We start from the raw sequence: 24,829 nt of genomic DNA on the forward strand, positions 1-24,829 counted from the left end.
GGCCTGCCTATTCTTCGCCCCGGCGCTGCACCAGGCGCCAGTTGATGATCGAGAAGAGAACGACGACGAGGAAGATGCCCCACGCCACGGCGGCGCCGTAGCCGAAGTCGTTGTTGTCGAAGGTCTGCTGGAAGAAATAGAGGACCATCGTCCGGCCGGCGTGGTCGGGGCCGCCGGAGAACGTCGACTCGTTGGCCGTGGTCTGCAGCAGCACCTGAGGCTCGGAGAAGCTCTGCAGTCCGGTGACCGTCGAGATGACGAGCACGAACAGCAGCACGGGCCGCATCAGCGGAAGCGTGATCCGGAAGAAGGTCTGCACGGGCCCGGCCCCGTCGACGCGGGCGGCCTCGTAGAGCTCGCCCGGGATCGTCTGGAGACCGGCGAGGAAGATGATCGCGTTGTAGCCGGTCCACTGCCAGGTCATCAGGGTGGCGATGGCGGCCTTGATGCCCCACGGAGTGTTCAGCCAGGCCACCTGGTCGAGACCGACCGCCTGCAACAGGGCGTTCACCAGGCCGAAGTTGGTGGAGAACACCGAGCCGAAGATGATCGCCACGGCCACGACCGAGGTGACGTTCGGCAGGAAGTACGCGAAGCGGTAGAGGTTCCTGAAGCGGACCGCCGAGTTGAGCATCACGGCCGTGACCATCGCCAGGAAGATCATGGGGAAGGTGGCCAGCGCCCAGATGATGAGCGTGTTGCCGATCGAGCTCCAGAAGTCACTGTCGCTCAGCAGATAGCGGTACTGCGACAGTCCCGCCCATTCCATCGAGCCGAGGCCGTCCCAGCGGTGGAAGGACAGGTACAGCGAGAAGCCGACCGGTATCAGGCCGAAGACCAGGAAGAGCAGATAGAAGGGGGAGAGCGCGAGGTACAGCCGCCAGTAGCTGAGGATGCCCTTCTTCGGGTGCTCGGCCGGAGGCTCCGCCACGGCCGCGGGGGGCTTTTCGACCACGGGTGCGGTGGCCATCAGATGCTCACCCCCAGGTGCTCCGCGATCCGGCGGCATTTGCTCATGGCGTCCTTCCAGGCCTTCTCGGGGTTCTTCCCGAGGGCGCCGACGTTCTTCATCTCGTCCTTGATGGGCTGCCCCAAGGCCACGTCGTACGGGCTGTTGTAGGCGACCGGGATCTCCTGGGCCGCCGGCCCGAAGACGTCCATCACGATCTGGTTGCCGAAGAAGGGATCGGGCTCCCGCAGCTTCTCCATCTCGTATGAGGCCGGCGTGGAGGGGAAGAGCCCCGCGTCGATGAAGCCCTGCGCCTGGTTGTCGGCGTTGAGCATCCACGTGATGATCTCGAAGGCCCGCTTCGGCTCCCGGCAGGCCTTGGTGATCGCCAGGAACGAGCCGCCGTTGTTGGCGGGACCGCCCGGACAGTTCGCGACCCGCCACTTGCCCTTGGTCTTGGGCAGGTTGAGCTTGAGGTCGCCCGCCGCCCAGGACGCACCCAGCTGGCTGGGCAGCCGGCCGTTCTCGATGGCCGAGTTGGCGTCAGGGGTGCCGCTGACGATGCTGGACAGCAGCCCGCGCCGCTTGGCCTCGACGGCCCGGTCCCAGGCGGCACGGATGTGCTCCTGGTCGCCGATGAAGTGCTTGTCCTTGTCGACGTACCGCTTGGTGCCCTGGTTGACCGAGTTCTCGTAGACGCTGAGGATGTCGATCAGCAGATACGCGCCCTTGATCCGCTTCTTGAGCTGTTCACCGGCTGCAAAGAACTTCTCCCAGGTGTCCATCTCCCGTGACACGTCCTCGGGTTCGGACGCGAGACCGGCCTTCTCGAAGACGGTCGGCTGGTAGTAGTGCACGATCGGGCCGACATCGATGGGGAAGCCGATCAGACTGCCGTCGTCGGCCACCGCCTGCTGCCACTTCCAGTCCAGGTACTGCGGCTTGTACTTCTCCGCGCCGAGCGTCCGCAGGTCCACGAACTGGTCGGCGTTCGGCAGGTACGACGCCATGTCCTCGCCCTTGAGCCCCACGATGTCGGGGATGTGGGCCCGGCCGGTCATCGTGGTGAGCAGCTTGGACCGGTAGTAGCCGCCGATCTGGGTCGCCTTGAGGTTCACGGCGCTGTCGTAACGGGCCCGGGCCTGCTTGACGACGGTCTCGCTCAGGCCGCCGCTCCAGTACCACAGGACCATGTTCCGGCCGGTCGAACCGGTCGGAACGGAGCAGCCCGTGGCCAGGCCGCCGAGCGCCGTGGCGGCCGTGCCGGCCAGCCCGGCGCGGAGCAGGCCCCTTCGTGAGAGCCGCACAGCTCCCACCGCCTTTCGCATGTGTTCGTTCGCGTGGGGGGATTTCAGTACTGCCGTGTGGGGACGGGCGGGGTCACCGGGGCATGGGGGAGGGGAGGGCCCGGGTCCGTGGGCAGGCGGTCGGCCAGGAAGCCGTACGCACGCCGCAGTTCCGGGTCCTCGACGGTCTGCCACCACTCGTGGATCCCGTACCAGCCGGGCGCGGCCAGGGCTCCGCCGTGATGGCGTACGGAGAGTCCGGCGGCCAGCACCGCGAAACGCAGCCGCTCCTCGAGGGGCCAGCCGCCGAGGGAGGCCGCGACGAAACTGGCGCCGAAGACGTCTCCGGCGCCCGTCGCGTCCAGGACGTCGACGTCGAGGGCGGGGACATCGGCGTACTCACCCGTGGTCTGGTCGACGGCGACCGCACCCTCGCGGCCCCGCGTGACCACGGCCACCGGCACCAGCTCGGAGAGCTTGCCGAGCGCGGCGGCAGCGGTGCCGGTGCGGGTGTAGGCCATCGCCTCGGTGTCGTTGGGCAGGAAGGCATGGCACAGGGCGAGCTGGTCGAGGAGGTCGGAGGACCACTGCTGGGTGGGGTCCCAGCCGACGTCCGCGTAGATGTGCGTGCCGTTCGCCGCCGCCTTGGCGATCCAGGCGCGGGGCTCGGCCTCGATGTGCACGAGGGCGGTGCGCGCGGCGGGCGGGTCGCCCATCAGGGCGTCCTGCGAGTACGGGGGTTCCTGGCCGTGGGTGACCAGGGCCCGGTCATGGCCATGGGCCAGCGCGACGGTGACCGGGGTGTGCCAGCCGGCCGCCGTACGGGAAAGCGAGAGATCGACGTGCTCCTGGTCCGCGAGGACATCACGGCAGTACGCGCCGTAGTAGTCGTCCCCGAAGACCGTGGCCAGGGTCGTGTTCAGGCCATACCGGGCCGCCGCCACGGCCAGGTTCGCGATCCCGCCCGGACCGGCGCCCATCCCTGCGGTCCAGATCTCCTCGCCGGGAGTCGGAGGCTTGCCCAGACCGGTCAGGACGAGGTCGTAGAAGAGCAGCCCGGTCAGCAGGACATCGGGCCGTTCGTCACCCACGCGTGCTTCCTCTCGTCAAAAGTCTTCAATGTGCACAGGATCGTGCGCGCTTCCGGCCAATTTGGCAATAGTCGAGCAGAAGCAAGCATGGAAATGATTGAAGATGACGAGTACTGTTCACGGCGTGCTGGCAGAACGACGACACCAACTCATCCTGCGGTCCCTGCGCTCCGGCGGGCCCGCCGCCGTGACCGACCTCTCGGAACAGCTGGGCGTGAGCCCCGCCACCATCCGCCGTGACTTGGTCAAACTCGAAGAGGACGGACTGCTCACACGGGTGCACGGCGGGGCCGTCGCCGAGGAGGGCGACCAGCCCTTCGCCGAGGTCGCGGAGATGCGCGTACCCGAGAAGGATGCCATCGCCGAGCGGGCCGCGGCGATGATCGAGGACGGCCAGTCCGTGCTGCTTGACATCGGCACCACCGCATACCGCCTGGCCCGGCAGCTGCACGGACGGCGGATCACCGTGATCACCAGCAACCTGGTGGTCTACGAGGAGCTCGTGGACGACGAGGGCATCGAACTGGTGCTGCTCGGCGGCATGGTCCGCCGCGAGTACCGCTCCCTGGTCGGCTTCCTCACCGAGGACAACCTGCGCCAGCTGCGCGCGGACTGGCTCTTCCTGGGCACCAGTGGAGTGCGCCCCGGTGGGCAGGTGATGGACACGACGGTCGTCGAGGTCCCGGTGAAGCGCGCCATGATCGCGGCGGCCGACAAGGTGGTGCTGCTCGCGGACCGGGCCAAGTTCCCGGGTACGGGGATGGCGAAGGTCTGCGGACCCGAGGACCTCGACGTGGTCGTGACCAACGGGCCGGTGGACGCCGGAACCAGTTCCGCACTGGAGGAGGCGGGCGTACGCGTGGTGCAGACATGAGCCGTGTGGTGCGGACATGAACGTGGAAAGGGTTGTTGCGTGAAGCTGACGATTCTGGGTGGCGGCGGATTCCGCGTGCCACTCGTGTACGGGGCGCTCCTCGGGGACCGCGCCGAGGGCCGCGTCACCGACGTCGTGCTGCACGACCTGGACGCGGGGCGGCTCTCGGCCGTCGCCCGCGTGCTCGCCGAGCAGGCGGCCGGGGTCCCGGGTGCGCCCGCCGTGACCGCCACCACCGACCTCGACGAGGCGCTGCGTGGCGCCGACTTCGTCTTCTCCGCGATCCGGGTCGGCGGCCTCGAGGGCCGCGCGGCCGACGAGCGGGTCGCCCTCGATCAGGGCGTCCTCGGCCAGGAGACGGTCGGCGCGGGCGGTATCGCGTACGGACTGCGGACGGTGCCCGTCGCCGTCGACATCGCGCGGCGCGTGGCCCGGCTCGCCCCCGACGCCTGGGTGATCAACTTCACCAACCCGGCAGGCCTTGTCACCGAGGCCATGTCCCGGCATCTCGGCAACCGCGTGATCGGCATCTGCGACTCGCCGGTCGGTCTCGGCCGCCGTATCGCCCGCGTTCTCGGCGTCGCGAATCCGCGTGAGGCGTGGATCGACTACGTCGGCCTCAACCACCTCGGCTGGGTCCGCGGCCTGCGCGTCGCCGGACGCGACGAGCTGCCGCGACTGCTCGCCGACCCGGATCTGCTCGGCTCCTTCGAGGAGGGCAAGCTCTTCGGCACCGAGTGGCTCCGCTCATTGGGCGCGATCCCGAACGAGTACCTGCACTACTACTACTTCAACCGGGAAGCCGTACGCGCCTACCAGGACGCCGAGAAGACCCGCGGCGCCTTCCTGCGCGACCAGCAGGCCGGTTTCTACGAAGCGATGAAGCGCCCCGACGCCGAAGCCCTCAAGACCTGGGACAGCACCCGGGCCGAGCGGGAAGCCACGTACATGTCCGAGAACCGGGACGCGGCGGGCGCCGGCGAGCGCGACGCCGACGACCTCTCGGGCGGCTACGAGAAGGTGGCCCTCGCCCTGATGCGGGCCATCGCCCGCGACGAGCGCACCACTTTGATCCTCAACGTCCGGAACCAGGGCACGCTGTCCGCGCTGGACACGGACGCCGTCATCGAGGTGCCCTGCCTGGTCGACGCCAATGGCGCGCACCCCGTCGCCGTCGACCCGCTCCCGGACCACGCGACCGGTCTGGTGTGCGCGGTGAAGGCGGTCGAGCGGGAGGTGCTCGTCGCGGCCGAGTCCGGCTCCCGTACGACCGCGGTGAAGGCCTTCGCCCTGCACCCGCTGGTCGACTCCGTGAACGTCGCCCGTCGTCTCGTCGAGGGCTACACCGCCGCCCATCCCGGCCTCGCGTACCTGAAGTAGAGATCTCGAGCCTTGGGTAGAGCCCTGAGGCCTGAAGCAGAGCCCCCCGAGGAGACCCGCACATGCATGACGAACGCCGCCGGATCGAGGAGCGTGTCCAGCGCGTCCACGACCAGCGCATCAAGACCGCGATCTACGCCGCCTCCGTGCCCTTCGAGGTCGAGGCCTGGCAGGCGCCGGGGGAGCCCGTCCCCTTCGAGGAGGCGGCGTCGGCCTCGTACGCGCCCTTCGCGATGGACACCCCCTGGGGCCCGCCGTGGGGGACGACCTGGTTCCGGATGCGTGGGCAGGTTCCCGCCGAGTGGGCCGGCAAGCGCGTCGAGGCCGTCATCGACCTCGGGTTCATCGGTGACTGGCCCGGCAACCAGGCCGAGGCGCTCGTCCACCTCGCCGACGGCACGCCGCTCAAGGCCGTCAACCCGCTCAACCAGTACGTGCCCATCGGCAACCCGGCAGCGGGCGGCGAGGAGATCCACTACCTCGTCGAGGCCGCCTCCAACCCGGACATCCTCGCCGACAACTTCTCGCGCCCGACCGCCATGGGCGATGTGCTGACCGCCGGCGACAAGCCGATCTACACCTTCCAGCGCGCCGACCTCGCCGTCCTCGACGAGGACGTGTTCCATCTCGACCTGGACCTCCAGGTGCTGCGCGAACTGATGGTCCACCTCGAAGAGCACGACCCGCGCCGCCACGAGATCCTGCACACCCTGGACCGGGCCATGGACACCGTGGACCTGGACGACGTCTCCGGCAGTGCCGCCGCGGTCCGCGAAGTGCTCGCCCCCGCCCTGGCCAGGCCCGCGCACGCCAGCGCCCACACTGTCTCCGGCGTCGGCCACGCGCACATCGACTCCGCCTGGCTGTGGCCCATCCGCGAGACCAAGCGCAAGACGTCCCGCACCTTCTCGAACGTCACGGCACTGGCCGACGAGTACGAGGACTTCATCTTCGCCTGCTCGCAGGCCCAGCAGTACGAGTGGGTGCGCGACAACTACCCGCAGGTGTGGGAGCGGATCAAGAAGTCCGTCGAGAAGGGCCAGTGGGCCCCGGTCGGCGGCATGTGGGTCGAGGCCGACGGAAACCTGCCCGGCGGCGAGGCGATCGCCCGCCAGCTCGTCCACGGCAAGAAGTTCTTCATGGAGCACTTCGGCGTGGAGACCAAGGGCGTGTGGCTGCCGGACTCCTTCGGCTACACCGCCGCCTATCCGCAGCTCGCCAAGCTCGCGGGCAACGACTGGTTCCTGACCCAGAAGATCTCCTGGAACCAGACGAACAAGTTCCCCCACCACACCTTCTGGTGGGAGGGCATCGACGGCACCCGCATCTTCACCCACTTCCCGCCGGTCGACACCTACAACGCCCGGTTCAGCGGCGAGGAGATGGCCCGCGCCGTGCGTAACTACCAGGAGAAGGGCGGCGGTACGCGCTCCCTCGCGCCCTTCGGCTGGGGCGACGGCGGCGGCGGCCCCACCCGCGAGATCATGGAACGAGCCCGGCGGCTCGCGGACCTGGAGGGTTCGCCGAAGGTCGTCGTGGAGCACCCCGACAAGTTCTTCGCGGACGCCCGCGAGGAGTACCCCGACGCCCCCGTCTGGGTCGGCGAGCTCTACCTGGAGCTGCACCGCGCCACCTACACGTCCCAGGCCCGCACCAAGCAGGGCAACCGGCGCAGCGAACACCTCCTGCGCGAGGCCGAGTTGTGGGCGACCACCGCCGCCCTGAACGCGCCGGGCTACTCGTACCCGTACGAAAAGCTCGACCGCCTCTGGAAGACGGTCCTGCTGCACCAGTTCCACGACATCCTGCCGGGCTCGTCGATCGCCTGGGTACACCGGGAGGCGGAGGCGGAGTACGCACGGGTCGCCCAGGAGGTCCAGGCCCTCACCGCCGAGGCCGTGGCGGCGCTCGGCTCGGGAGAGACGCGGGTGTTCAACACGAGCCCCTGCGACCGCGCCGAGGTCGTGCGCACCTCGGTCGGCGTACCGATGTACACAGAGGTCCCCGCCAACGGAAGCGCGCCGCTCGGATCGGGCGAACCCCCGCAGCCGGTCACGGTCACCGGCCGCGTCCTCGACAACGGCCTCGTACGCGTCGAGGTCGCCGAAGACGGCACCCTGTCCTCCGTACGCGACCTGCGGGCCGACCGTGAAATCCTCGCAGGCGAGGGCAATCTGCTCCGGCTTCACACCGACCTCCCGAACTACTGGGACGCCTGGGACATCGACAAGCACTACAAGAACCGCTACACGGACCTGCTCGACGCAGAGGCCGTCACGGTCGTCGAGGAGGACCCGCTCCTCGGCGCGATCCGCGTCGAGCGCGCCTTCGGCAAGGGCTCACGCATCACGCAGACCATCACCGTCCGCGCGGGCAGCCCCCGTATCGACATCGAGACGGAGATCGACTGGCACGAGACGGAGAAGATCCTCAAGGCCGCCTTCCCGGTGGACATCAGGGCCGCGCACTCCTCCGCCGAGATCCAGTTCGGCCACATCCAGCGCCCCACGCACACCAACACCAGCTGGGAGTCGGCCCGCTTCGAGGTCTGCAACCACCGCTGGGTGCACATCGGCGAGCCCGGCTACGGCGTCGCGGTCATCAACGACTCCACCTACGGCCACGACGTCTCCCGCACGGTCCGCGAAGACGGCGGTACGACCACCACGGTCCGCCTCAGCCTCGTCCGCGCCCCGCGCATCCCCGACCCCGAGGCCGACCAGGGCAAGCACCGCTTCACCTACGCCCTGCTGCCCGGCGCGACCATCGAGGACACGGTCGCGGAGGGCTACGCGCTCAACCTGCCGCTGCGGGTGGCCGATTCGGCCGGTGCGGCCGAGCCGGTCGTGAGCGTCGAGGGTGCAGGCGTGACCGTCGAAGCGGTCAAGCTCGCCGACGACGAGTCGGGCGACGTCGTCGTACGCCTCTACGAGTCCCGTGGCGGACGGGCCCAGGGCACCCTGCGCACCGGCTTCCCCCTGGCCGGAGCCCAGGTCACCGACCTCCTGGAGAGGCCCCTCGCCGAGGCGGACGTGGACGGCGGCGGAGTCGCGGTGACGCTGCGCCCCTTCGAGGTGCAGACCCTGCGGCTGTCCCGGCGGAACGACTGACCCCGTTTTCCATCAAGAATTAAGAAACGGGTAAGAGGCCTGGTCACGGCGGGTTTTCGGCCCGCCGTGACCACGGCCTGTTGCCTGTACGACACCTGGAGTTCGCCCGGTACCCCTGGGATGGCGCGGCAAGGCGAAGGTAAGAGAAAAAGAGGGGTGTCACCGTGCGGGACCCACGTATCTCGGCGATCCGCAAGGGCCTGAAGCGCCGCGGCAGACTGATGGCCCAGGCGGTGAGCCCGCCCCGCCGGAGCCTCGACGCCATGCCCGCGCAGCGGACCCCGAAGGGTGCGTACGTCGCCCCGCCCGCCCCACGCCTGGTCGACTCCCCGGTCTTCGTCCTGTCCTCGGTGCGCTCCGGCTCGACCCTGCTGCGCGTCCTGCTGAACAGCCACTCCCGGATCCGCGCCCCGCACGAGATGCATCTGCGCACCCTCCACGTCCACCTGGCCCGTGACTTCACGGCCGACGCCATGCAGGCGCTGGAGCTGGACAAGGACGAGCTGGAACACGTCCTGTGGGACCGCGTGCTCCATCTGGAGCTCACCCGCAGCGGCAAGGAGATCATCGTCGACAAGACCCCGCCGAACACCCTCATCTGGCCCCGGCTGCAACGATGTTGGCCCGACGCCCGCTACATCGTCCTGCTCCGGCACCCGGGCGCGGTCGTCACCTCCCTCACCAATCGTCGCGCCGAGCCGGACCATGAACAGATCCGCCGCGAGGTCCTCGACTACAGCGAGAAGCTGGACGATGCCCGCCAGAAGCTCACCGGCGCCCATGTGATCACGTACGAGGAGCTCACCGCGGACCCCGAGGCCGTCACCCGGGGCCTGTGCGACTACCTCAAGGTCCCCTGGGAGCCGGGGATGCTCGAGTACGGCAAGAAGGACCACGGCACCTTCCGCCCCCAGCTCGGCGACTGGAGCGAGACCATCAAGTCGGGCCGCATCCAGTCCGCCCGCCCGGCCGACCCGCAGGCCGAACTGCCGCCGCGACTGGTCGAGTTGGCGCGTGAATGGGGGTACCCGGTCGACTGACCGGGCACGACGACGGTCCGGGCGAGAGCGATCAGGCGGGGGTGGGAGTGGCGGCCGGCTCCTCCCCCACTCTCGGCTCCTGACCCACTCTCGACGTCGCTCGAGCGGGGTGACCCCCATGAGGGGAGGGACCCCCGTCGGGGGCGGGGACGGCCGGCAGGGGAGTGGGCCGGCGTTCGTCCAGATGCGGCTGCGGCTGCGGTACCGACACCGCACGCACCGGGCGAGGTCCCGCGACCACCGCGTAGTCCCGGCCCAGGAACGGCGGAACCAGCTCGCCCGGGTCCTCGCCGAGCGCCAACCGCACCGCCGCCCATGGGGCGTTGAGGCCGCACTGGGAGAGCTGGTGCAGACCGCCGGCCGGGCGCGTGTTGACGTCCAGGAGCACCGGCTGGTCCCCGTACATACGGAACTGCACGTTCGTGAGGTAGTGCAGAGAGAAGGCCCGGGCGATGTGCCGCGCCGGCTCGATGAAGGACGGCTGCAGCGTGAAGCCGCGCCGACGGCCGTTCTTGGTCCGGCCCACCGCCATCCGCACCCGCCCGTCCGGCCCCGTCAGACAGTCGACGGACACCTCCGGCTCCCCCAGACGCGGCATCACCAGCCAGTCGACGGGTCCGTCGGCCTGGCGCAGGGCGTCGACGACGAGGTTCAGCGGCACATACGGGCTGGGGAAGCCGCCCAGGTGCATGAGTGAGAAGGGGGCGCGCGTGATGATGCGGAAGCCGACTCCGCCCGCCCCCGCCGCCGGCTTGAAGCAGGCCTTGTGGCCGTCCGCCTCCAAGGCGTCGACCGCCGCGACGAGTTCGTCCTCGGTACGCACCCGCCACCATGGCGGCACCGGCACCCCCAGCGCCTGCACAGCCTCGTACGCCGTCACCTTGTCGTGGAAGGTCGCCACGGCCTCGGGGGGCGGCGCCAGCAGGGCCGTACCGACCGCGGCGAACTCCTCGCGGTGCGCGGCGACCGCCGCCTGGTGCAGCACCGGAACGAACACGTCGATCGAGTGCCGGGCGCACTGATCGAGGGCGTACTCGACGTACGCGGCCGGGGACAGCCCCTCCGGTTCCAGTGCCGCCGTGTCGGCGGCGGCCAGGATGGGGGAGTCGGGGTCGCCGTGCGTCGCATGGATCTCGACCGGACGGCCGCTGGGATTCTCCCGCAGCTGATCCATGAAGAACACGTTCTCCGCGTACGTGCGGTTGAGCCAGACGCGTACGCGAGAGGCCATTCAGGCCGCCTTTCATGGTTAGCGGGCACGGCGAAGCAGGCCGAGCCCGGCCAAGGAATTTGGAGGTACACAAAACCGCCGTTCGGAAACGGTGAGCGCGCGGTTGTGTAGGGCCGATCATAGGGGTTCCGGGACATGATCGCTGCTACGTCCGTGTTACGGATTACGTCCCGTCCTGGTAGGGCCTTTCGCTGCGGTGCGGCGCCCTGCTCACCCCGGGGGCCGGCACCCCTGGGTACGCTGCCTCGCATTCTGCCGATGGAGGTCGGATCCAGTGATCGAGGAGTTGCTCCCGGACTCGGTCGTGGCCGTGGAGGCACACGGCGACGAGCCGGCCGCGGGCGCGACGCTCTATCCCGAGGAGCAGGCGCTGATCGCGCGGGCCGTGGAGAAGCGGCGCCGCGAGTTCACCGTCGTACGCACGTGTGCCCGGCGTGCGATGGACAAGCTCGGCGTTTCCCCGCAGGCCGTACTGACCGGTGACCGCGGGGCACCGCAGTGGCCCGCCGGACTGATCGGCAGCATGACGCACTGCGAGGGCTACGCCGCCGCGGCGCTGGCCCGCGCCACCGACCTGGCCTCCCTCGGCATCGACGCGGAGCCCCATCTGCCGCTCCCGGACGACGTGTTGCCCGCCGTGTCCCTGCCCGCCGAGGGCAGCCGGCTGCGCGAGCTCGCCGCCGACCATCCCGCGGTCCACTGGGACCGACTCCTGTTCAGCGCCAAGGAGTCGGTCTACAAGGCGTGGTTCCCCCTCACCGGCAAGTGGCTGGACTTCACGGAGGCGGACATAGAGATCGGCCTGACCTCCGGGCACACCACGTCGGGTGTCTTCCGCGCCCGGCTCCTGGTGCCGGGCCCGGTGGTGGACGGCCACCGCGTCGACCACTTCGACGGGCGCTGGACGGTGGGCCAGGGGCTTGTGGCGACCGCGGTGAGCGTCGCGCACCACGCTGACTGATCCCGTTTCTGCTCGGCGCCCGGCCGGGGATCGTCACGGCTGAGGGCTCCAGGCGTGCAGCAGGCGGAAGAACGCCTCCTCGTTGCCCGCGAGGCCTGCCGCCTCCAGCGCACGCTCGGCCTCCGCGAGGGCGGCGGGCGGTACGACGACGGGGCGGGGCGCCGTGCCGGGCGGGCCGTCCAGCGCGGCTCGTACCGTGTGCAACAGGCGCAGATAGGCCTGCACGGCGGTGCGTTCGTGATCGGTCAGTACGGCGGTCGGCATCGGACGACTCTCCCGGTTCGGCTCGGCTCTGCGTTCACGCGCCGTCGCACAGCGGTGGCGCTGGGTCCAGCTTGCCGTCCACCACTGACAATCGGTCCGCGGCCGCGCACACCTGAACGGTGCGCGGCCGCGGACCACGGCGCTCGGTGCACCCTCCCCCGCCGGGGCACACACGAGCCTCGCGCCCGGGTGACGGCGATTCAGCCGTCACCGCGGCGCGAAGACCGGTCCTCACGCCGTGTCATGATCCTGCAACCCATCGGGAGAGATGTCAACTGGAGTAGCCGCCAGTGACTATTGCCGTGTCTTCTCGGTGGTCGGCTGGCCTGGCAGCGGCTATCGTGCGGAACATCAACTCGTAGTTCGCCCCACCCACCTGACTTCAGGAGACGTGCCGGTGAGAGATCCGCTCAGTGCGCTCGCCGAGACCCTGAGCCAGCTCGACGCCCTCCTCAAGGAGGGGCAGAGCCGTGATGACGTGCTCGACGTGGAACGGCTCTCGGTCGACAGCGGCGTCCCCCGGGACGTCATCGCGACACTCCTGGACGGCAAGGAGCCCCCCGCGGAGGACATCACCGACCGGATCATCCGCCGCTTCGAGCATCTGCGGGAAACGCGACGCCGCGACGACGGGCACCGGCACTCGTACGGGGAGATCGCCGCCTCCTTCGGCGCGTCCCGGGCCTCCCTGTCGAACCTCGTCAACAGCCGGAAGAAGACGCAGGGAGAAGAGGGGGCGGAGCCGCGGGCGGTCCGCTCCGGTGGTCCACTGGCGGCCACCCAGGCCGGGATCGAGGAGTTCTTCTTCGGCGCCCCCAACGGCTGGTTGTCCGCCGAGCCCGCCTCCGCTCTCGACGACGCCCTCCAGCCCGTACTGGCCGAGTTGCGCGAGGCTGCCGGCGAGGATCCGCTGGCCAGGCTGCGGCACGCGCACGGGCTGCGCCGGATCGCCCACCGGGCCGCCGAACTGAGCGACGCGGAACAGGAGTTGGTCGCCGACTGGATCGACACGATCCTTCGGCGCCGAGAGCGCGACAAGGGGGTTGAGGGTCCGGAAACCTGGTAGGCCTGGCAGTGGGCCCGGACGTCTGGAATATTTGCCGGTCGGAGTCCGGCATGTGAGGAGTAGTCAGTCGATGCGTCGCCTTGTCACGCGGCTGGTCGGAGAATTCCAGGCCGAGAAGGAGATGCGTCAATTCATCGACCGTCTGACCGGCGAACTGCGGGCCGGCGGACGGGAACTGACCATTCCCACGGACCCCGATGAACTGTTCGCCGCGCTGATCGAAGTCCTCAGCGAGATCCGGGGACGCAAGGTCGTGCTCCTCAAAGAGGAGTTCCCGCACCGGACGGCGACCGGCCTGTGGCTCGATCTGCCGGACGAGGACCTCATTCTCGTCGATCAGCGCGCGACGGCACTGCACCAGCTCGCGATCCTCTTCCACGAGATCTGGCACATGATCAAGGGCGACTGCGGCCACCACATCGCCGGCGCCACGGTGGCGGCCCGGATGCTGGACCAGCGGGCCGATCTCCGTCATCTCCAGCCGACCGTCGTGCGGGTGGCCGCCCGGTCCGTGTTCGACGAACAGGTCGAGCAGGACGCCGAGACCTTCGCGTTGAAAGCGGTGACCCATTTCCGGGTCTGGCTGGAGGGCAAGCCGGAGAACACGGACCGTGCCCAGATCGCGGGACGGATCGGTGCGTCACTGGGCAGCCGCCGGCCACAGGTCTGAGCATGGACGCCTCCGCGTACTACTACATACCCGCATTCGTCTGCTGGGCGGGACTGGGCCTGAAGCTGCCCGGCCTGCTCAATTCACGGCGCGACCCATTGATCCGAGCCGTCTGCTGGGTGATCTTCCTGGGCGGCGCGGGCTTCTTCCTCGCCGCTCCCCACACCGTCGCAGGGATCAACGAAGCGACGGGCATCGCGAACTTCTCCGCCGCGCTGGTGTACGCGACGGTGAGCGCCTACAGCGCCAGCTGCCTGCTGCTGATCATCCACTGGCGTGGCGGGCCCGACGCGTACGTGCGCCGGCTCACCCGGCGCTGGACGGTCGGCTATGCCGTCCTGATCGCCGTACTGATCACCCTGTTCGTGCTGGGTGAGGCACCCAGCGAGCGGATCACCGACTTCGACACGCACTACGCCACGACGCCGTGGATCGGGCCGATGGTCGTGCTGTATCTGCTCGGCCATATGACGGCCGCCGTCGCGGCCACCGTTCTGTGCCGGCGCTGGGCGCGGGAGGTCCACGGCTGGCTTCGCGCCGGACTGTGGCTGCTCGTCCTCGGCTGGCTGCTCAACATTTCCTTCAGCGGCCTCAAGCTCACCGCGGTGATCGCGCGGTGGACCGGCCGGGACTGGGACATGCTGAGCACGATTCTCGCGCCCCGCCTCGTGGGCCTGGCGGCTGCCGCCGCCACCGCCGGCTTCACCCTGCCGCTCCTCGGCCCGTGGGCGACCGCCGTCTGGCGTGCCGTGACGACATGGCGGCGGCTCGGCCCGCTGTGGCGGGAACTCGGCGGCATCCGTCCCGGCAGTCCGCTCGCCGGTCCCATTGCCTGGTACTCGTCGCCGTTCATCCACCTCACCCGGCGCGAGGCCGGAATCGAGGACGGGCTGCGACTGATCCGTCCCCACCTCGATGACCACGTCCGCTCACGCGCGCACACAGCGGCCCGTGCCGCGGGCCACAGCGCCGGCACTGCCGTCCACATCGGCCACGCGGCGATGATCGCCGCGGCTGTGCACGCCTGCCGGCGTGCCGGACCGCTCGCACCAGCGGGTCTCTTGGAGCACACGGAGAACGGCGAGTACGCCGGGCACGCCGAGAACGCCGCGAACGCCGAACTCCCCGTGACACGCTCGTCCTTGATCGGTATCGCGCACGCCCTGCGAACGTCCCGCATCGTGGCGGCAGCCCGGGCCGCCGCTGCGGCCACCCCAGCCGCAGACGACGAAAGAACCCCCATACGGTGAGCAGCGGCATAGTTTTCTACATCCCCGGCCTCCTTCTCCTGCTGGCCGCCGTGCTGAAGCTCTCGGCCGGAAGGCCGCTGTGGCGTGACCCTCTGGTGGCGTCGACCGGTCTGATCCTGCTGATCGGCTCGCTCGTCTGCATCCTGTCCGCCCCGCCCACCATCCGCTTCGTCAACGACGTCACCGGCGTCGCCAACTTCAGCGCTCCACTGGTGTACGCGGGCCTGACCGCACTGAGCGCGGGCTACCTGGTCCTGATGATCAACTGGGAGGGCGGATCACCGGAGCGGAGGCGGCGTGCCTCCCTGCTCGTGATGGGCGTCTACGGGCTGGTCATCGCGGGCATCTGGGTCCTGTTCGCCCTGGCCGACGTTCCCGTGGAACGCGCCCGTGACCTGGACACGTACTACGCCAACACGCCCTACATGCGCGAGATGATCGTCCTGTATCTCGTCGCGCACACGGCTGCCACCGTCGCCCTCCTGGTCATGAGCTTGCGATGGCTGCGGGAGGTACGCGGCATGATCCGCCGCGGGCTGACGCTGATCGTCATCGGCCTGTTCTTCGACGGGTGCTATCAATGCGTGAAGTACGCGGCGATGGCTGCCCGTTGGCTGGGGAGGGACTGGGACGTCCTGTCCACCGTCGTCTCGCCTCCGCTGGTCATGCTGGCCGGTATCACCTGTGCCTGCGGCTTCGCCCTGCCCCGGATCGGGCCTCCTCTGGTGAACAACGCCCGCGCCTGGAGGCGCTATCGGCGGCTGTTGCCCCTGTCGGCGGAACTGCGCACGCTGCGTGCACCGGCCACGGGGGTCATCCGCTGGTGGGATCCCCCGGTGAGGCGCCTGGCACGCCAGGAGATCTCCATCTGGGACGGCGTCCTCGCCTGCTCGCCCTACCTCGACGACCAGGTGCGGGCGACGGCGTACGACAAAGCCCTCGCGACCCTCGCCGCCGACCAGGCCGAGGTGGTGGCCGAAGCGGCGATGCTCGCGGCGGCCCGTGTGCAGGCGTTGCGCAGGGGCAGCGCGGGCATGCCATCGAACGTGGGAACGCTGCGGTCGACATCGACGCCCCATCAGATGGTGCGCCTCGCACAGGCGTTGGCATCGTCCCCGATCGTGGCGGAAGCCCGACGGCAGTCCACCCAGCGAGCGGCCGCCGACCATGGCTGACTTCGGGAGCAGCACACATCAACAGGTATCGGGAGCCACAGAAGGAGTGTCCGACTTGTCTGACAGAACTGCCCCTCGTCGCACCGCAGTTGTGGTCGGAGGGGGAATGACGGGCATGCTCGCCGCCGCCGTACTCGCGGAGCACGCCGACGTCACCATCGTCGAACGCGACCTGCTGCCGGACGGGCCCCAGCCACGCAAGGGACTGCCGCAGGCCCGCCACGCTCATCTGTTCTGGTCCGGCGGCGTCAAGGCACTCGAGGAGATCCTGCCGGGCGTCAGCGGCCGACTCGTCGACCGCGGCGCCCGCAGAGCCCGCGTCACGACCGACCTGGTGTCCCGGGCTCCGTCGGGTCAGTGGTTCCGGCGGTTCACCCATGCCCGGCACAGCCTCCTCGTGGGCACCCGTGATCTGCTCGATGCCGTGATCCGCGCCGACGTGCTGCCGGACCGGCGGATCACCCTGCTGCAACAGACCCAACTGCTGGGCCTGGAAGGCAGCGCGGACCGTGTGACAGGAGTGCGCATACGCGAGTCGGACTCGGAGCGCACCCTGCCCGCCGACCTGGTCATCGACGCGAGCGGGCGCGCCAGCCGCGCTCCCCACTGGCTGGGGGACCTGGGCCTGCCACCTGTCCAGGAGCGCACGGTCGACGCCGGAATCGGCTACGCCAGCCGGATCTACCGGCCGCCGAACGGCGCCGTCGACTACCCGGTCGTCAACGTCCAGGCCGAGTCCCAAGCCGACCCGGGGCGGGGCGGCGTCATCGTTCCGGTCGAAGGCGGCCGATGGCTGGTGACCCTGTCCGGCAGCCGCGGCGGACAACCCACCAGCAGCAACGACGAGTTCCTGCCCTTCGCCCTGAAGCTGGCCCACCCCATCATCGGCGAACTCCTCACCAGGGCCGAACCCGAGACCGACGTCGTCACCACCCGTAGCACAGCCAACAAGCGCCGCTACTACGAGAAGGCGGCCCGCTGGCCCGAAGGTTTCGCCGTCCTCGGTGACGCCGTCGCCGGCTACAACCCCGTCTACGGGCACGGAATGACCGCGTCAGCCCAGAGCGTCCTCGCTCTGCGCGGTGTCCTGCGCGAGCAGGAACTCACCGCACCCGGCGCGGCACGGCGCATCCAGAAGGCCGCGGCCCGGCCCGTCGACAACGCGTGGAGCCTGGCCGTGGGTCAGGACGTGTTCCGGCCGGGCGCCAGCGAGCAGCCGCCCACCCGGCTGGAGAAGACCCTCGCCGCCTTCGTCGACAAAGCCGCCGACGCCGGCTCGCGCAATCCCCGCGCCATGCAGATCCTGCTGGACGTGATGAGCATGGAAAAGGACCCGACCCGGCTGTTCCGGCCCGACATGCTCGCCCTGGTCTATCTCGGCCGGAAGAAGCCCCGGTTGAGCGGACCTCCGCTGACCGAGAAGGAAGCGGCGGTCGCGACGACGGGGGACTGACGCAGGGCCAGGGACATCCGCACCAGATCGCGGGGTGCTTCGGCGGACGCGGGTGGCGCGTCGTCCGCTGTCGCCGAGCTGATGACCCTGCCCTCCGGGTCGGCGGCCCTCGCTCGTACCGCCGCCGTCACCATCGCCGCGTCGGCCTCCGCCCGCGCCTGGACGGGATCGGAGCCCGCGGCCACGGCAGCTTCGTAGGCGCCCGCCCGGATCTCCGCGTCGAAGTACGGGTACAGGGCGAGCATGCCGTCATGGATGTCGGACTCCCGCTGGGTCACTTGGAGTTCGGCGGGCGACCACCACGAGATCCGTACGGCACGGTCCTTGGGCGGCGCAAGGGGCCGCAACTCGTGCCACAGCGGCCCGAGTCGGCGATAGGTGGACCAGATGCTCCAGAGGTCCCCGATGCGCTGGCCGGCCGGTGGAAGGCAGAAGCCGAGCGCGTTGAGCTGCATTCCGGCGGAGGCCATCGCGGGCGCCACATAGGTGCTCAGGTCGTCCAGGTCCTGGCCGTTCCACCGGGCGATCACCGCAATGAACTTGGTGACGGAGTAGGGGATGTTGCACAGGAAGCCGAGCGCGATGACCAGCAGCCCGGCCCGCAGCCAGCCGCGTACCTGAAGCGCCCAGCGCCAGCACATGACGTCCATCGCGACGCCCGCGACGGTGAGCGACACGAGGTAGAGCACGATCATCTCGCGGATGAACGGCGTGTTGGCGTAGTACGTGTCGAGGTCCCGCAGCCGTTCCACCGGCGCGTCCCCGAGGACGAAGAGCACGACCAGCGCCACGATCACCATGCCGTACCCGGTGATCCAGCGGCGGGTGGCCCGCCGGGTCGCCTCGGGCGGACCGCCGCGCCAGTTGATGATCACTACCAGACAGGCGGCGCTGAGGGCGCTCAGCAGGCCGTAGACGAGCGGCGCCGAGACGTTCGAGATGCCGGTGAGGCGGTTGACCTCGGCGATCGTCGGCGGGGCGGCGAAGAAGAACACCAGGCCCGACAGGGCGATCAGCGTGCACACGGAACGCTGCAGCGGATCGTGCCAGGAGCGCAGTAACGCGGGTGTCTTGATGGCGAGCGCGATCGCCATCGCGAGAGCCGGTATGTAGTAGCCGGAGTCATCCATGGCGTGGCGGCTCAGCCCCGCGGCCCGCGGTACCCGAGGGACGCCCCGATCCGGCCCGCGACCCCGTCCCGTGACACGGGCCAGCGCTGCGCCGAACCGGCAAGCCACGCACGGCACTTGCTGGCCAGCAGCAGCCCGAAGCCCTCCGCGTCCTGCTCGTCCGCGAGGTCGAACCGGGTCCGGGCGGCCACCTTCAGGACCGTCGCCTCCAGATCGGCGTCGTCGGACAGCAGACGGGCGGCGACGGCCGCGCCCTCCACGTGGTGGGCGCAGTGTCCGGCCTTCATGTGCCACAGCTCATGGCCGAGGATCACCAACTGGTGGTCGGGCGCGGTGCGTTCCTCGATGACCACGAGGTCCTGGTCCGCCATGTCGAGCCAGAGCCCACTGGCGGTGCCGGGTGGGAAGGCGGCCATACGGAACTGCACCGGACGGCCGCGGCGTCTGCTCATGGCGCCGCACAGCGCGGCGTAGAGGTCGGCGGGCTCCGCCGGTGCCGGGAGCGAGATCTCGCTGACCAGCTCGCCGCACAGGCGGCGCATGTCCTTTCCGATGCCCACTGTTCTCCCCCGGGTCACGACTCGGGCCGCTTGACGCTCTCCAGGAGCATGTCCAGCCATTCCGCGACCTTGTCCCGGTGCTGATCCGTCGGCAGCTGTGCGGCGCGCCAGGCGATGCCCCGCACGCCGTGGTCCTGGAGCAGCTGGTCGAAGGGGCCGTCCGAGCGCGAGGCCGCCGCCGCGGCTCTCTCACGGTCGGCGAGCTGCTGGAGCAGCTCCTGCTCGGTGCGCTGGAGGGCGCCGGCCAGCGCCTCGGGGTCCTCGGCCGTCAGGAACCCGGCGTGCACTCTGAAGAAGCGCTGAATGGCGTCGCAGTGCTCCATCGTGGGGCGCCGGTCCCCGTTGATCAGGGCTCCCGCCTGCTGGCGCGACATACCCGCGCCGTCGGCGATCTCCTGCTGGGTGTACCGGCGGCCGTTCGGCTTCAGACGTGTACGGCGCAGCAGGTCGAGGCGTTGCAGGAAGCGGGTCTGCAGATCCGGCTCACCGGCGGGCCGGCCGCTCAGCAGCGACTGGACGACGACCTCCGGCACACCGGACGCGACGGACAGCCGCCGGACGTCGAACACCTGGCCGTGCGGCACACCGAGCCGGTCGGAGAGGGCGGCGACACGCGCCACGACGGCCGGCAGCGGACCCGTCGCCGTGGCGCCCGGAACCTCGAAGCCATCCGTCACCGACAGATCTCCCACGTTCTCTCGACCGGCCGTGAGCTGCGCAGTAGACGCGCAGTCCACGATGAACTGCCCGGAGGTTAGCCCCTGCCTCGAACTCGCATCCACCTCTCGCCACAACTGTGGCGCGATTCGTTCGTCAACGGGCGGCAAATGCCACGATAGTTGACGCCACGGAGTCGGGGATAGCAGGATCGCGACGCCGCGTGTAAGGCCGCAGAGGCAAGAGGGGTGACCTCCCGATGGAGTACCAGGCAGGAGGGCAGCGGTCGCGGCCGCGACCCGCCCCCGAGAGTCTCAGGGCCCAGGCGTATTTGCAGGATTACACCGCATTCCTCGAGGCCGTTCCCTTTCCGTCCGTCGTCTTCGACCACCGCTGGGACGTCGTCCTCACCAACGACGCGTTCGAGACACTTTTCCGCGGTGTCGGCCCGCATCCCACGGCCATGCCGGGGGACAACTTCCTCCGGTTCGTCCTGTTCCATCCGGACGCGGGCACGGTCCTGGCCGAGCACGAGTCGAGCTGGTGCCTGCCGATGCTGGCCCACTTCGCCGCCGCGATCGAGCGGCACGGGCAGGACCCGGTGCTGCGGTCCATTCTCCGGGAGATCGCCGAGGACCCGATCATGGACGCCGCGTACCGGCACGGACTGCCGCACTGGATCCGCTCGGTCGGTCCCGACGCCCTCGAACACGACGGCGCTGTACGGCCGTTGTGGCACCCGGACCCGCGGTGGGGCCGTACCGACTGCCGGATCGTCGGTGAGACCCCCAAGACCCTCAAGGACATGGGCTATACGCGCATGACGCTGGTCCTGCGCGACGCTCGCCGCTCGACGGGCGCGGCACGCACGACGGCGCGGGTGCGGCGCGCGACGAGTCACCTCAGCGTGGTCCCGGCCGCCGAGGCGTAAGCGCTCCGCTGGATGCGCGGTTCGAAGCTGCGGGTTCGTTGTGGTTGGTCGCGCCCACGTGGCGGAGCCGCACATTGATACAGCCCCGCGCCCCTTACCGGGCGCTGGTCGAGCCGCAAGTTGATACAGCCCCGCGCCCTTACGGGGCGCCGTAGCGCACCGGAATTCACCAAGGCCGCTCAGGTATCAGTGAGTTGGTGGCGTGTCCGCCTTCACGTCCTTCGCGTCCTCCAGGTCCCGCGCCCTGCCGCGCTTGGCCGCCTGGATCTGCTCGTACACATGCGTCCGCAGCTCGGCGAAGCGCGGGGCCACCCGGGTGTGCAACTGGTCGCGCTCGGCGGGCAGGTCGACCTTCAGCTGCTCCTGGACGACGGTCGGGGAGGCGGAGAGGATCAGCACCCGCTCGCCGAGATACACCGCCTCGTCGATGTCGTGCGTCACGAAGAGGATGGTGATGCCCCGCTGCTGCCAGAGCCCGCGCACCAGATCCTCCAGATCGGCACGCGTCTGGGCGTCCACCGCCGCGAACGGCTCGTCCATGAGCAGCACATCCGGCTCGTACGCCAGCGCGCGGGCGATCGCCACCCGTTGCTGCATACCGCCCGACAGCTGCCACGGGTAGGCGCCCGCGGCGTCGGCGAGGCCGACCGACTCCAGGGCGTCGGCGACCAGCTCTCGCCGCCTGGAGGGGGTCAACTTCTTCTGCTTCAGAGGGAGTTCGACGTTGTCCCGCACTCGCATCCAGGGGAAGAGGCTGCGCCCGTACTCCTGGAAGACGAACGCCATCCCTGGCGGCGGCCCGCTCACCGGGCGCCCGTCCAGCACGACCTCGCCCGACGTGGGCGTCAGCAGTCCGCCCATGCACTTCAGCAGCGTCGTCTTGCCGCAGCCCGACGGCCCGACGAGGCAGACGAGTTCGCCCGCGTCGACGGTGAACGTGAGGTCGCGTACCGCTTCCACGCGGCGACCGGAACCCTCGTAGACCTTCTTGAGGCCTCGTACGTCCAGCATGGACTGCCCTTTCGCAAGCGTCACGACGACCGCCGGGAGGTGTCGCGCAGACCGTGGTACCAGCCGAGCGCCCGTCGCTCGACCAGTCGGAAGAGGACGGAGAGGATGAAACCGAGGAGGCCGAGCAGCAGGATGCCGGTCCACATTTCGGGGATGGCGAAGTTGCGCTGGAACTGGACGACGGTGAAGCCGAGTCCGTTGCTGGACACGGACATCTCGCTGATCACCATCAGGATGATGCCGATGGACAGGGCCTGCCGCAGTCCGGCGAAGATCTGCGGGCTCGCCGACCGCAGGACCACGTGGCGCAGGCGTGCGGTGCCCGTGATGCCGTACGACCGGGCTGTCTCCGACATGACCGAGTCCACCGCCCGCACGCCCTCGACCGTGTTGAGCAGGATCGGCCAGACACAGCCGCTCGCGATCACCGCGATCTTCATCGTGTCGCCGATGCCCGCGAACAGAATGATGACCGGCACGAGCACGGGCGGCGGCACCGCCCGCAGGAACTCCAGGACCGGTTCGCACACGGCCCGTACGCGGCGGTACGAGCCGATGACCGTACCCAGTACGACCCCCACGACGGCCGCCGCCGCGTAACCGGCCAGCAGGCGCAGCAAACTGGGCAGGACGTCGGCGCGCAGCTGCTCACCCGTCCACACGTCCGGGAACGTGGTGAGGATGGTGCGCAGCGACGGCCAGTACACGTCGGTGCTGCCGGCGGAGGCGAACCACCAGGCGATCAACAGCAGCAGGGGCAGCGCGAGCACGAAGAACGCCCGCAGGGCCAGGTTTTTCACACCGCCACCTCCCCGCGCACCGACTGGTGCCAGGCCAGCGCGCGGCGCTCCACCGTGCGCGCGCCCACGTTGATCAGCAGCCCGAGCATGCCGGTGACCACCACCAGCGCGTACATCTCCGGCACCGCCTGCGAGCTCTGGGCGACAGCGATGCGCCGGCCCAACCCCGGGGCACCGATGACGAGTTCGGCGGTCACCGCCAGGATCAGGGCGACTGCCGCGGCCAGCCGGACACCCGTCATGACGTACGGCAGGGCCGAGGGCCAAAGGACATGGCGGACCCGTGCCCAGGTGCCGAGGCCGTACGAGCGAGCCGTCTCGTCGGCGACCGGGTCGACGTCCTGGACGCCGTACAGCGTCTGGATCAGCACCTGCCAGAACGAGGCGTACACCACCAGCAGGAGCACCGACTGCAGCTCCGTGCCGTAGAGCAGCACCGCGAGCGGGATCAGTGCGACCGACGGGATGGGGCGCAGGAACTCGATCGTGGAGGCGGTCGCCTCGCGCAGGTGCGGCGTGACCGCGATCAGTACGCCCGCGAGGATTCCCGCGGTCACCGCGATCGCAAGCCCCAGCGCCCAGCCGGTCAGCGTGTCACCGAGCGCGGTCCAGAAGGCCTGGTCGCCGAGCTCGGTGACCAGCGCGTCGGCGATGCGGGTGACCGGGGGGAAGTAGTCATCGGAGACGATGCCGAGCCGCGGGACCGCCTCGCACAGTATGAGGAAGCCCGCGAGCCCGGCTGTGCCCAGCAGGGCGTTCTCGGCTTTCACGGCAGCAGCGCGTCCAGGTCCGGGGTCTCCTTCAACTGACCGTCCTCCTTGGCCAGTTCGGCCAACCGCTCGATGGAGGCGCGGTTCGGCTCGGCCGGCCAGTGGGGGAGGGTCAGCTTCTCCAGCAGGGTCTGGGGGATCTTCGTGTACGTGGCGACGATCTCGCGGACCTCGTCCGGGTGGCTGTCGGCGTACTTCAGGGACTCGGCGGTCGCCTCCTGGAACTTCTTCACCAGCTCCGGGTTCTTCTGGGCGTACTGCTGGGAGGTGAAGTACATGGCCACGGTGAGGTTCGGATCCACGTCGTAGAAGCTCGACGCGATGGACGTGCCTCCTGCGGCCTTGACGGTGGAGAGTGCGGGCTCCGGTGTGCAGGCGGCGTCGACCTGGTCGTTCTCGAGCGCGGCGGCCATCTGGTCGAAGGGCATCTCGACGAACTGGAGCTTGGACGGGTCGCCGTCGTCCTTGCGGACCGACTCCTTGATCGAGGTGTCACAGATGTTGTTGAGCGAGTTGACCGCGACCTTCTTGCCCTCCAACTGCTTGGGGGACTTGATCGGGCTGCCCTTCTTCACCGTGGTGCCCATGAAGTCGGCACCTTCCTCGGCGGTGGAGGCGACACCGTTCGCCACGACCTTGACGGGCACCTTCTTGGACTGGGCGACCAGCAGGGACGTCGTGTTGCTGAAACCGAACTGGAACTGGTTGTTGAGGACACCGGGCACGATCGCGGCCCCACCCTGGGCGGGCGTCAGCTCCAGCTTGAGACCGCGCTTGGAGTAGAAGCCCTTCTTCTGGCCCAGATAGACGGGGGCGACGTCCAGGATGGGAATGATCCCGACCTTGACGGTGGTGGTGCCGTCGGCCGCTTTGTCCCCGGCCGATTCTGTGGAGTTGGACGAACCACAGGCCGACGCGGTGACGAACACCGCCGAGACCGTCAGGCCGATGAGCAGACGACGCATGACTCCCCCTAATGGGACAGTGCCTGGAGGGCGGGCTGTGCGCAGACCGCACAGTAGTGCTCAGCGGGAACGTAGAACGCCGTCCTAAGGATGGTCAATGCCCATGACGCGCAAGTCGTTGACAGTTGCCGAAGCGTGCTCCTAGCGTGCGCAGAGCGCACCCTCGTGCGTACAGAGCGCACCCCGTGCGTCCTCGTGGAGGCGA

Annotated in this window: 23 protein-coding genes; 11 read left to right on the forward strand and 12 right to left on the reverse strand. The window is 69.6% G+C overall.

Annotated features, from left to right (window positions below; translation table 11 throughout):
* Positions 1–7: 7 nt before the first annotated feature.
* The 3 genes from ACGFNK_RS21270 to ACGFNK_RS21280 are packed head-to-tail and all read right to left on the reverse strand — an operon-like array spanning position 8 to position 3,326.
* A complete protein-coding gene (locus ACGFNK_RS21270; protein WP_393418020.1) occupies positions 8–970 on the reverse strand; it encodes a carbohydrate ABC transporter permease in 963 nt (320 codons plus the stop codon).
* Positions 970–2,256, reverse strand: coding sequence for an extracellular solute-binding protein (locus tag ACGFNK_RS21275; protein ID WP_393418022.1), 1,287 nt, complete (start codon positions 2,254–2,256; stop codon positions 970–972). The genes ACGFNK_RS21270 and ACGFNK_RS21275 overlap by 1 nt, the downstream gene beginning before the upstream one ends.
* Positions 2,257–2,300: 44 nt before the next feature.
* The gene (locus ACGFNK_RS21280; RefSeq protein WP_393418024.1) at positions 2,301–3,326 is read right to left on the reverse strand and encodes a carbohydrate kinase family protein; all 1,026 of its coding nucleotides are present in this window, start codon (positions 3,324–3,326) and stop codon (positions 2,301–2,303) included.
* Between the two features lie 124 nt (positions 3,327–3,450).
* Here ACGFNK_RS21280 and ACGFNK_RS21285 point away from each other — a divergent pair, with 124 nt between their 5' ends.
* From ACGFNK_RS21285 to ACGFNK_RS21300, 4 genes are all read left to right on the forward strand, one after another.
* On the forward strand, positions 3,451–4,200 hold the full coding sequence (locus ACGFNK_RS21285) for a DeoR/GlpR family DNA-binding transcription regulator (RefSeq protein ID WP_393418258.1): 750 nt from the start codon (positions 3,451–3,453) through the stop codon (positions 4,198–4,200).
* A gap of 39 nt (positions 4,201–4,239) precedes the next feature.
* On the forward strand, positions 4,240–5,580 hold the full coding sequence (locus ACGFNK_RS21290) for a 6-phospho-beta-glucosidase (protein WP_393418026.1): 1,341 nt from the start codon (positions 4,240–4,242) through the stop codon (positions 5,578–5,580).
* A gap of 62 nt (positions 5,581–5,642) precedes the next feature.
* Positions 5,643–8,690 carry an alpha-mannosidase gene (locus tag ACGFNK_RS21295; protein WP_393418028.1) on the forward strand — a complete coding sequence of 1,016 codons (3,048 nt, stop codon included), beginning with the start codon at positions 5,643–5,645 and terminating at the stop codon, positions 8,688–8,690.
* A gap of 164 nt (positions 8,691–8,854) precedes the next feature.
* On the forward strand, positions 8,855–9,730 hold the full coding sequence (locus ACGFNK_RS21300) for a sulfotransferase family protein (protein WP_393418030.1): 876 nt from the start codon (positions 8,855–8,857) through the stop codon (positions 9,728–9,730).
* A gap of 31 nt (positions 9,731–9,761) precedes the next feature.
* Here ACGFNK_RS21300 and ACGFNK_RS21305 read toward each other — a convergent pair whose 3' ends face one another.
* On the reverse strand, positions 9,762–10,961 hold the full coding sequence (locus ACGFNK_RS21305) for an ATP-grasp domain-containing protein (RefSeq protein ID WP_393418032.1): 1,200 nt from the start codon (positions 10,959–10,961) through the stop codon (positions 9,762–9,764).
* A gap of 274 nt (positions 10,962–11,235) precedes the next feature.
* Between ACGFNK_RS21305 and ACGFNK_RS21310 the strand changes: the two genes are divergently transcribed.
* Entirely contained in the window at positions 11,236–11,922 is a 687-nt protein-coding gene (locus tag ACGFNK_RS21310) for a 4'-phosphopantetheinyl transferase (protein ID WP_393418034.1), read from the forward strand.
* A gap of 33 nt (positions 11,923–11,955) precedes the next feature.
* Here the strand turns inward: ACGFNK_RS21310 and ACGFNK_RS21315 are convergent, their stop codons facing one another.
* Positions 11,956–12,186 carry a hypothetical protein gene (locus tag ACGFNK_RS21315; RefSeq protein WP_386341715.1) on the reverse strand — a complete coding sequence of 77 codons (231 nt, stop codon included), beginning with the start codon at positions 12,184–12,186 and terminating at the stop codon, positions 11,956–11,958.
* Between the two features lie 397 nt (positions 12,187–12,583).
* Here ACGFNK_RS21315 and ACGFNK_RS21320 point away from each other — a divergent pair, with 397 nt between their 5' ends.
* The 5 genes from ACGFNK_RS21320 (at position 12,584) to ACGFNK_RS21340 (ending at position 17,800) form a co-directional block, all read left to right on the forward strand.
* Positions 12,584–13,252, forward strand: coding sequence for a hypothetical protein (locus ACGFNK_RS21320; RefSeq protein WP_393418036.1), 669 nt, complete (start codon positions 12,584–12,586; stop codon positions 13,250–13,252).
* A gap of 70 nt (positions 13,253–13,322) precedes the next feature.
* Positions 13,323–13,922 carry a toxin-antitoxin system, toxin component gene (locus ACGFNK_RS21325; protein ID WP_386341719.1) on the forward strand — a complete coding sequence of 200 codons (600 nt, stop codon included), beginning with the start codon at positions 13,323–13,325 and terminating at the stop codon, positions 13,920–13,922.
* Positions 13,923–13,924: 2 nt separating this feature from the next.
* Positions 13,925–15,172 carry an MAB_1171c family putative transporter gene (locus ACGFNK_RS21330; RefSeq protein ID WP_393418038.1) on the forward strand — a complete coding sequence of 416 codons (1,248 nt, stop codon included), beginning with the start codon at positions 13,925–13,927 and terminating at the stop codon, positions 15,170–15,172.
* Positions 15,169–16,347: a DUF6545 domain-containing protein gene (locus ACGFNK_RS21335; RefSeq protein ID WP_393418040.1), complete on the forward strand. Its 1,179-nt coding sequence runs from the start codon at positions 15,169–15,171 to the stop codon at positions 16,345–16,347. The genes ACGFNK_RS21330 and ACGFNK_RS21335 overlap by 4 nt, the downstream gene beginning before the upstream one ends.
* 55 nt (positions 16,348–16,402) lie before the next feature.
* Positions 16,403–17,800 (forward strand): FAD-dependent oxidoreductase, encoded by a 1,398-nt coding sequence (locus ACGFNK_RS21340; RefSeq protein ID WP_393418042.1) that lies wholly within the window; start codon positions 16,403–16,405, stop codon positions 17,798–17,800.
* Here ACGFNK_RS21340 and ACGFNK_RS21345 read toward each other — a convergent pair.
* From ACGFNK_RS21345 to ACGFNK_RS21355, 3 genes are read right to left on the reverse strand one after another with little or no spacing between them, the layout of a single operon-like run.
* Positions 17,719–18,930 (reverse strand): MAB_1171c family putative transporter, encoded by a 1,212-nt coding sequence (locus ACGFNK_RS21345; protein ID WP_393418044.1) that lies wholly within the window; start codon positions 18,928–18,930, stop codon positions 17,719–17,721. The genes ACGFNK_RS21340 and ACGFNK_RS21345 overlap by 82 nt on opposite strands.
* An 11-nt stretch (positions 18,931–18,941) precedes the next feature.
* Positions 18,942–19,472 carry a toxin-antitoxin system, toxin component gene (locus tag ACGFNK_RS21350; RefSeq protein ID WP_393418260.1) on the reverse strand — a complete coding sequence of 177 codons (531 nt, stop codon included), beginning with the start codon at positions 19,470–19,472 and terminating at the stop codon, positions 18,942–18,944.
* A 32-nt stretch (positions 19,473–19,504) separates the two neighbouring features.
* Positions 19,505–20,167, reverse strand: coding sequence for a helix-turn-helix domain-containing protein (locus ACGFNK_RS21355; protein WP_393418047.1), 663 nt, complete (start codon positions 20,165–20,167; stop codon positions 19,505–19,507).
* Positions 20,168–20,406: 239 nt separating this feature from the next.
* Between ACGFNK_RS21355 and ACGFNK_RS21360 the strand changes: the two genes are divergently transcribed.
* Positions 20,407–21,078, forward strand: a complete 672-nt coding sequence (locus tag ACGFNK_RS21360) for a hypothetical protein (RefSeq protein ID WP_393418049.1) — start codon at positions 20,407–20,409, stop codon at positions 21,076–21,078.
* A 186-nt stretch (positions 21,079–21,264) separates the two neighbouring features.
* Here the strand turns inward: ACGFNK_RS21360 and ACGFNK_RS21365 are convergent, their stop codons facing one another.
* Genes ACGFNK_RS21365 through ACGFNK_RS21380 form a run of 4 tightly spaced genes read right to left on the reverse strand, consistent with a single transcriptional unit; the run spans position 21,265 to position 24,624 of the window.
* Entirely contained in the window at positions 21,265–22,089 is an 825-nt protein-coding gene (locus ACGFNK_RS21365) for an ABC transporter ATP-binding protein (RefSeq protein WP_393418051.1), read from the reverse strand.
* A gap of 20 nt (positions 22,090–22,109) precedes the next feature.
* A complete protein-coding gene (locus ACGFNK_RS21370) occupies positions 22,110–22,889 on the reverse strand; it encodes an ABC transporter permease (protein WP_386341733.1) in 780 nt (259 codons plus the stop codon).
* Positions 22,886–23,659: an ABC transporter permease gene (locus ACGFNK_RS21375; protein WP_393418053.1), complete on the reverse strand. Its 774-nt coding sequence runs from the start codon at positions 23,657–23,659 to the stop codon at positions 22,886–22,888. The genes ACGFNK_RS21370 and ACGFNK_RS21375 overlap by 4 nt, the downstream gene beginning before the upstream one ends.
* Entirely contained in the window at positions 23,656–24,624 is a 969-nt protein-coding gene (locus ACGFNK_RS21380; RefSeq protein WP_393418055.1) for an ABC transporter substrate-binding protein, read from the reverse strand. Before ACGFNK_RS21380 ends, ACGFNK_RS21375 begins: the two co-directional genes overlap by 4 nt.
* Positions 24,625–24,829 lie beyond the last annotated feature (205 nt).

The organism is Streptomyces sp. NPDC048825 (assembly GCF_043198355.1).
Taxonomy (GTDB): domain Bacteria; phylum Actinomycetota; class Actinomycetes; order Streptomycetales; family Streptomycetaceae; genus Streptomyces; species Streptomyces xiangluensis.

Coding starts and splice junctions, on each gene's coding strand:
- ACGFNK_RS21270 (WP_393418020.1), bottom strand. CDS start 970: ATGGCCACCGCACCCGTGGTCGAAAAGCCCCCCGCGGCCGTGGCGGAG.
- ACGFNK_RS21295 (WP_393418028.1), top strand. CDS start 5,643: ATGCATGACGAACGCCGCCGGATCGAGGAGCGTGTCCAGCGCGTCCAC.
- ACGFNK_RS21305 (WP_393418032.1), bottom strand. CDS start 10,961: ATGGCCTCTCGCGTACGCGTCTGGCTCAACCGCACGTACGCGGAGAAC.
- ACGFNK_RS21315 (WP_386341715.1), bottom strand. CDS start 12,186: ATGCCGACCGCCGTACTGACCGATCACGAACGCACCGCCGTGCAGGCC.
- ACGFNK_RS21325 (WP_386341719.1), top strand. CDS start 13,323: ATGCGTCGCCTTGTCACGCGGCTGGTCGGAGAATTCCAGGCCGAGAAG.
- ACGFNK_RS21330 (WP_393418038.1), top strand. CDS start 13,925: ATGGACGCCTCCGCGTACTACTACATACCCGCATTCGTCTGCTGGGCG.
- ACGFNK_RS21345 (WP_393418044.1), bottom strand. CDS start 18,930: ATGGATGACTCCGGCTACTACATACCGGCTCTCGCGATGGCGATCGCG.
- ACGFNK_RS21350 (WP_393418260.1), bottom strand. CDS start 19,472: ATGCGCCGCCTGTGCGGCGAGCTGGTCAGCGAGATCTCGCTCCCGGCA.
- ACGFNK_RS21360 (WP_393418049.1), top strand. CDS start 20,407: ATGGAGTACCAGGCAGGAGGGCAGCGGTCGCGGCCGCGACCCGCCCCC.
- ACGFNK_RS21365 (WP_393418051.1), bottom strand. CDS start 22,089: ATGCTGGACGTACGAGGCCTCAAGAAGGTCTACGAGGGTTCCGGTCGC.
- ACGFNK_RS21380 (WP_393418055.1), bottom strand. CDS start 24,624: ATGCGTCGTCTGCTCATCGGCCTGACGGTCTCGGCGGTGTTCGTCACC.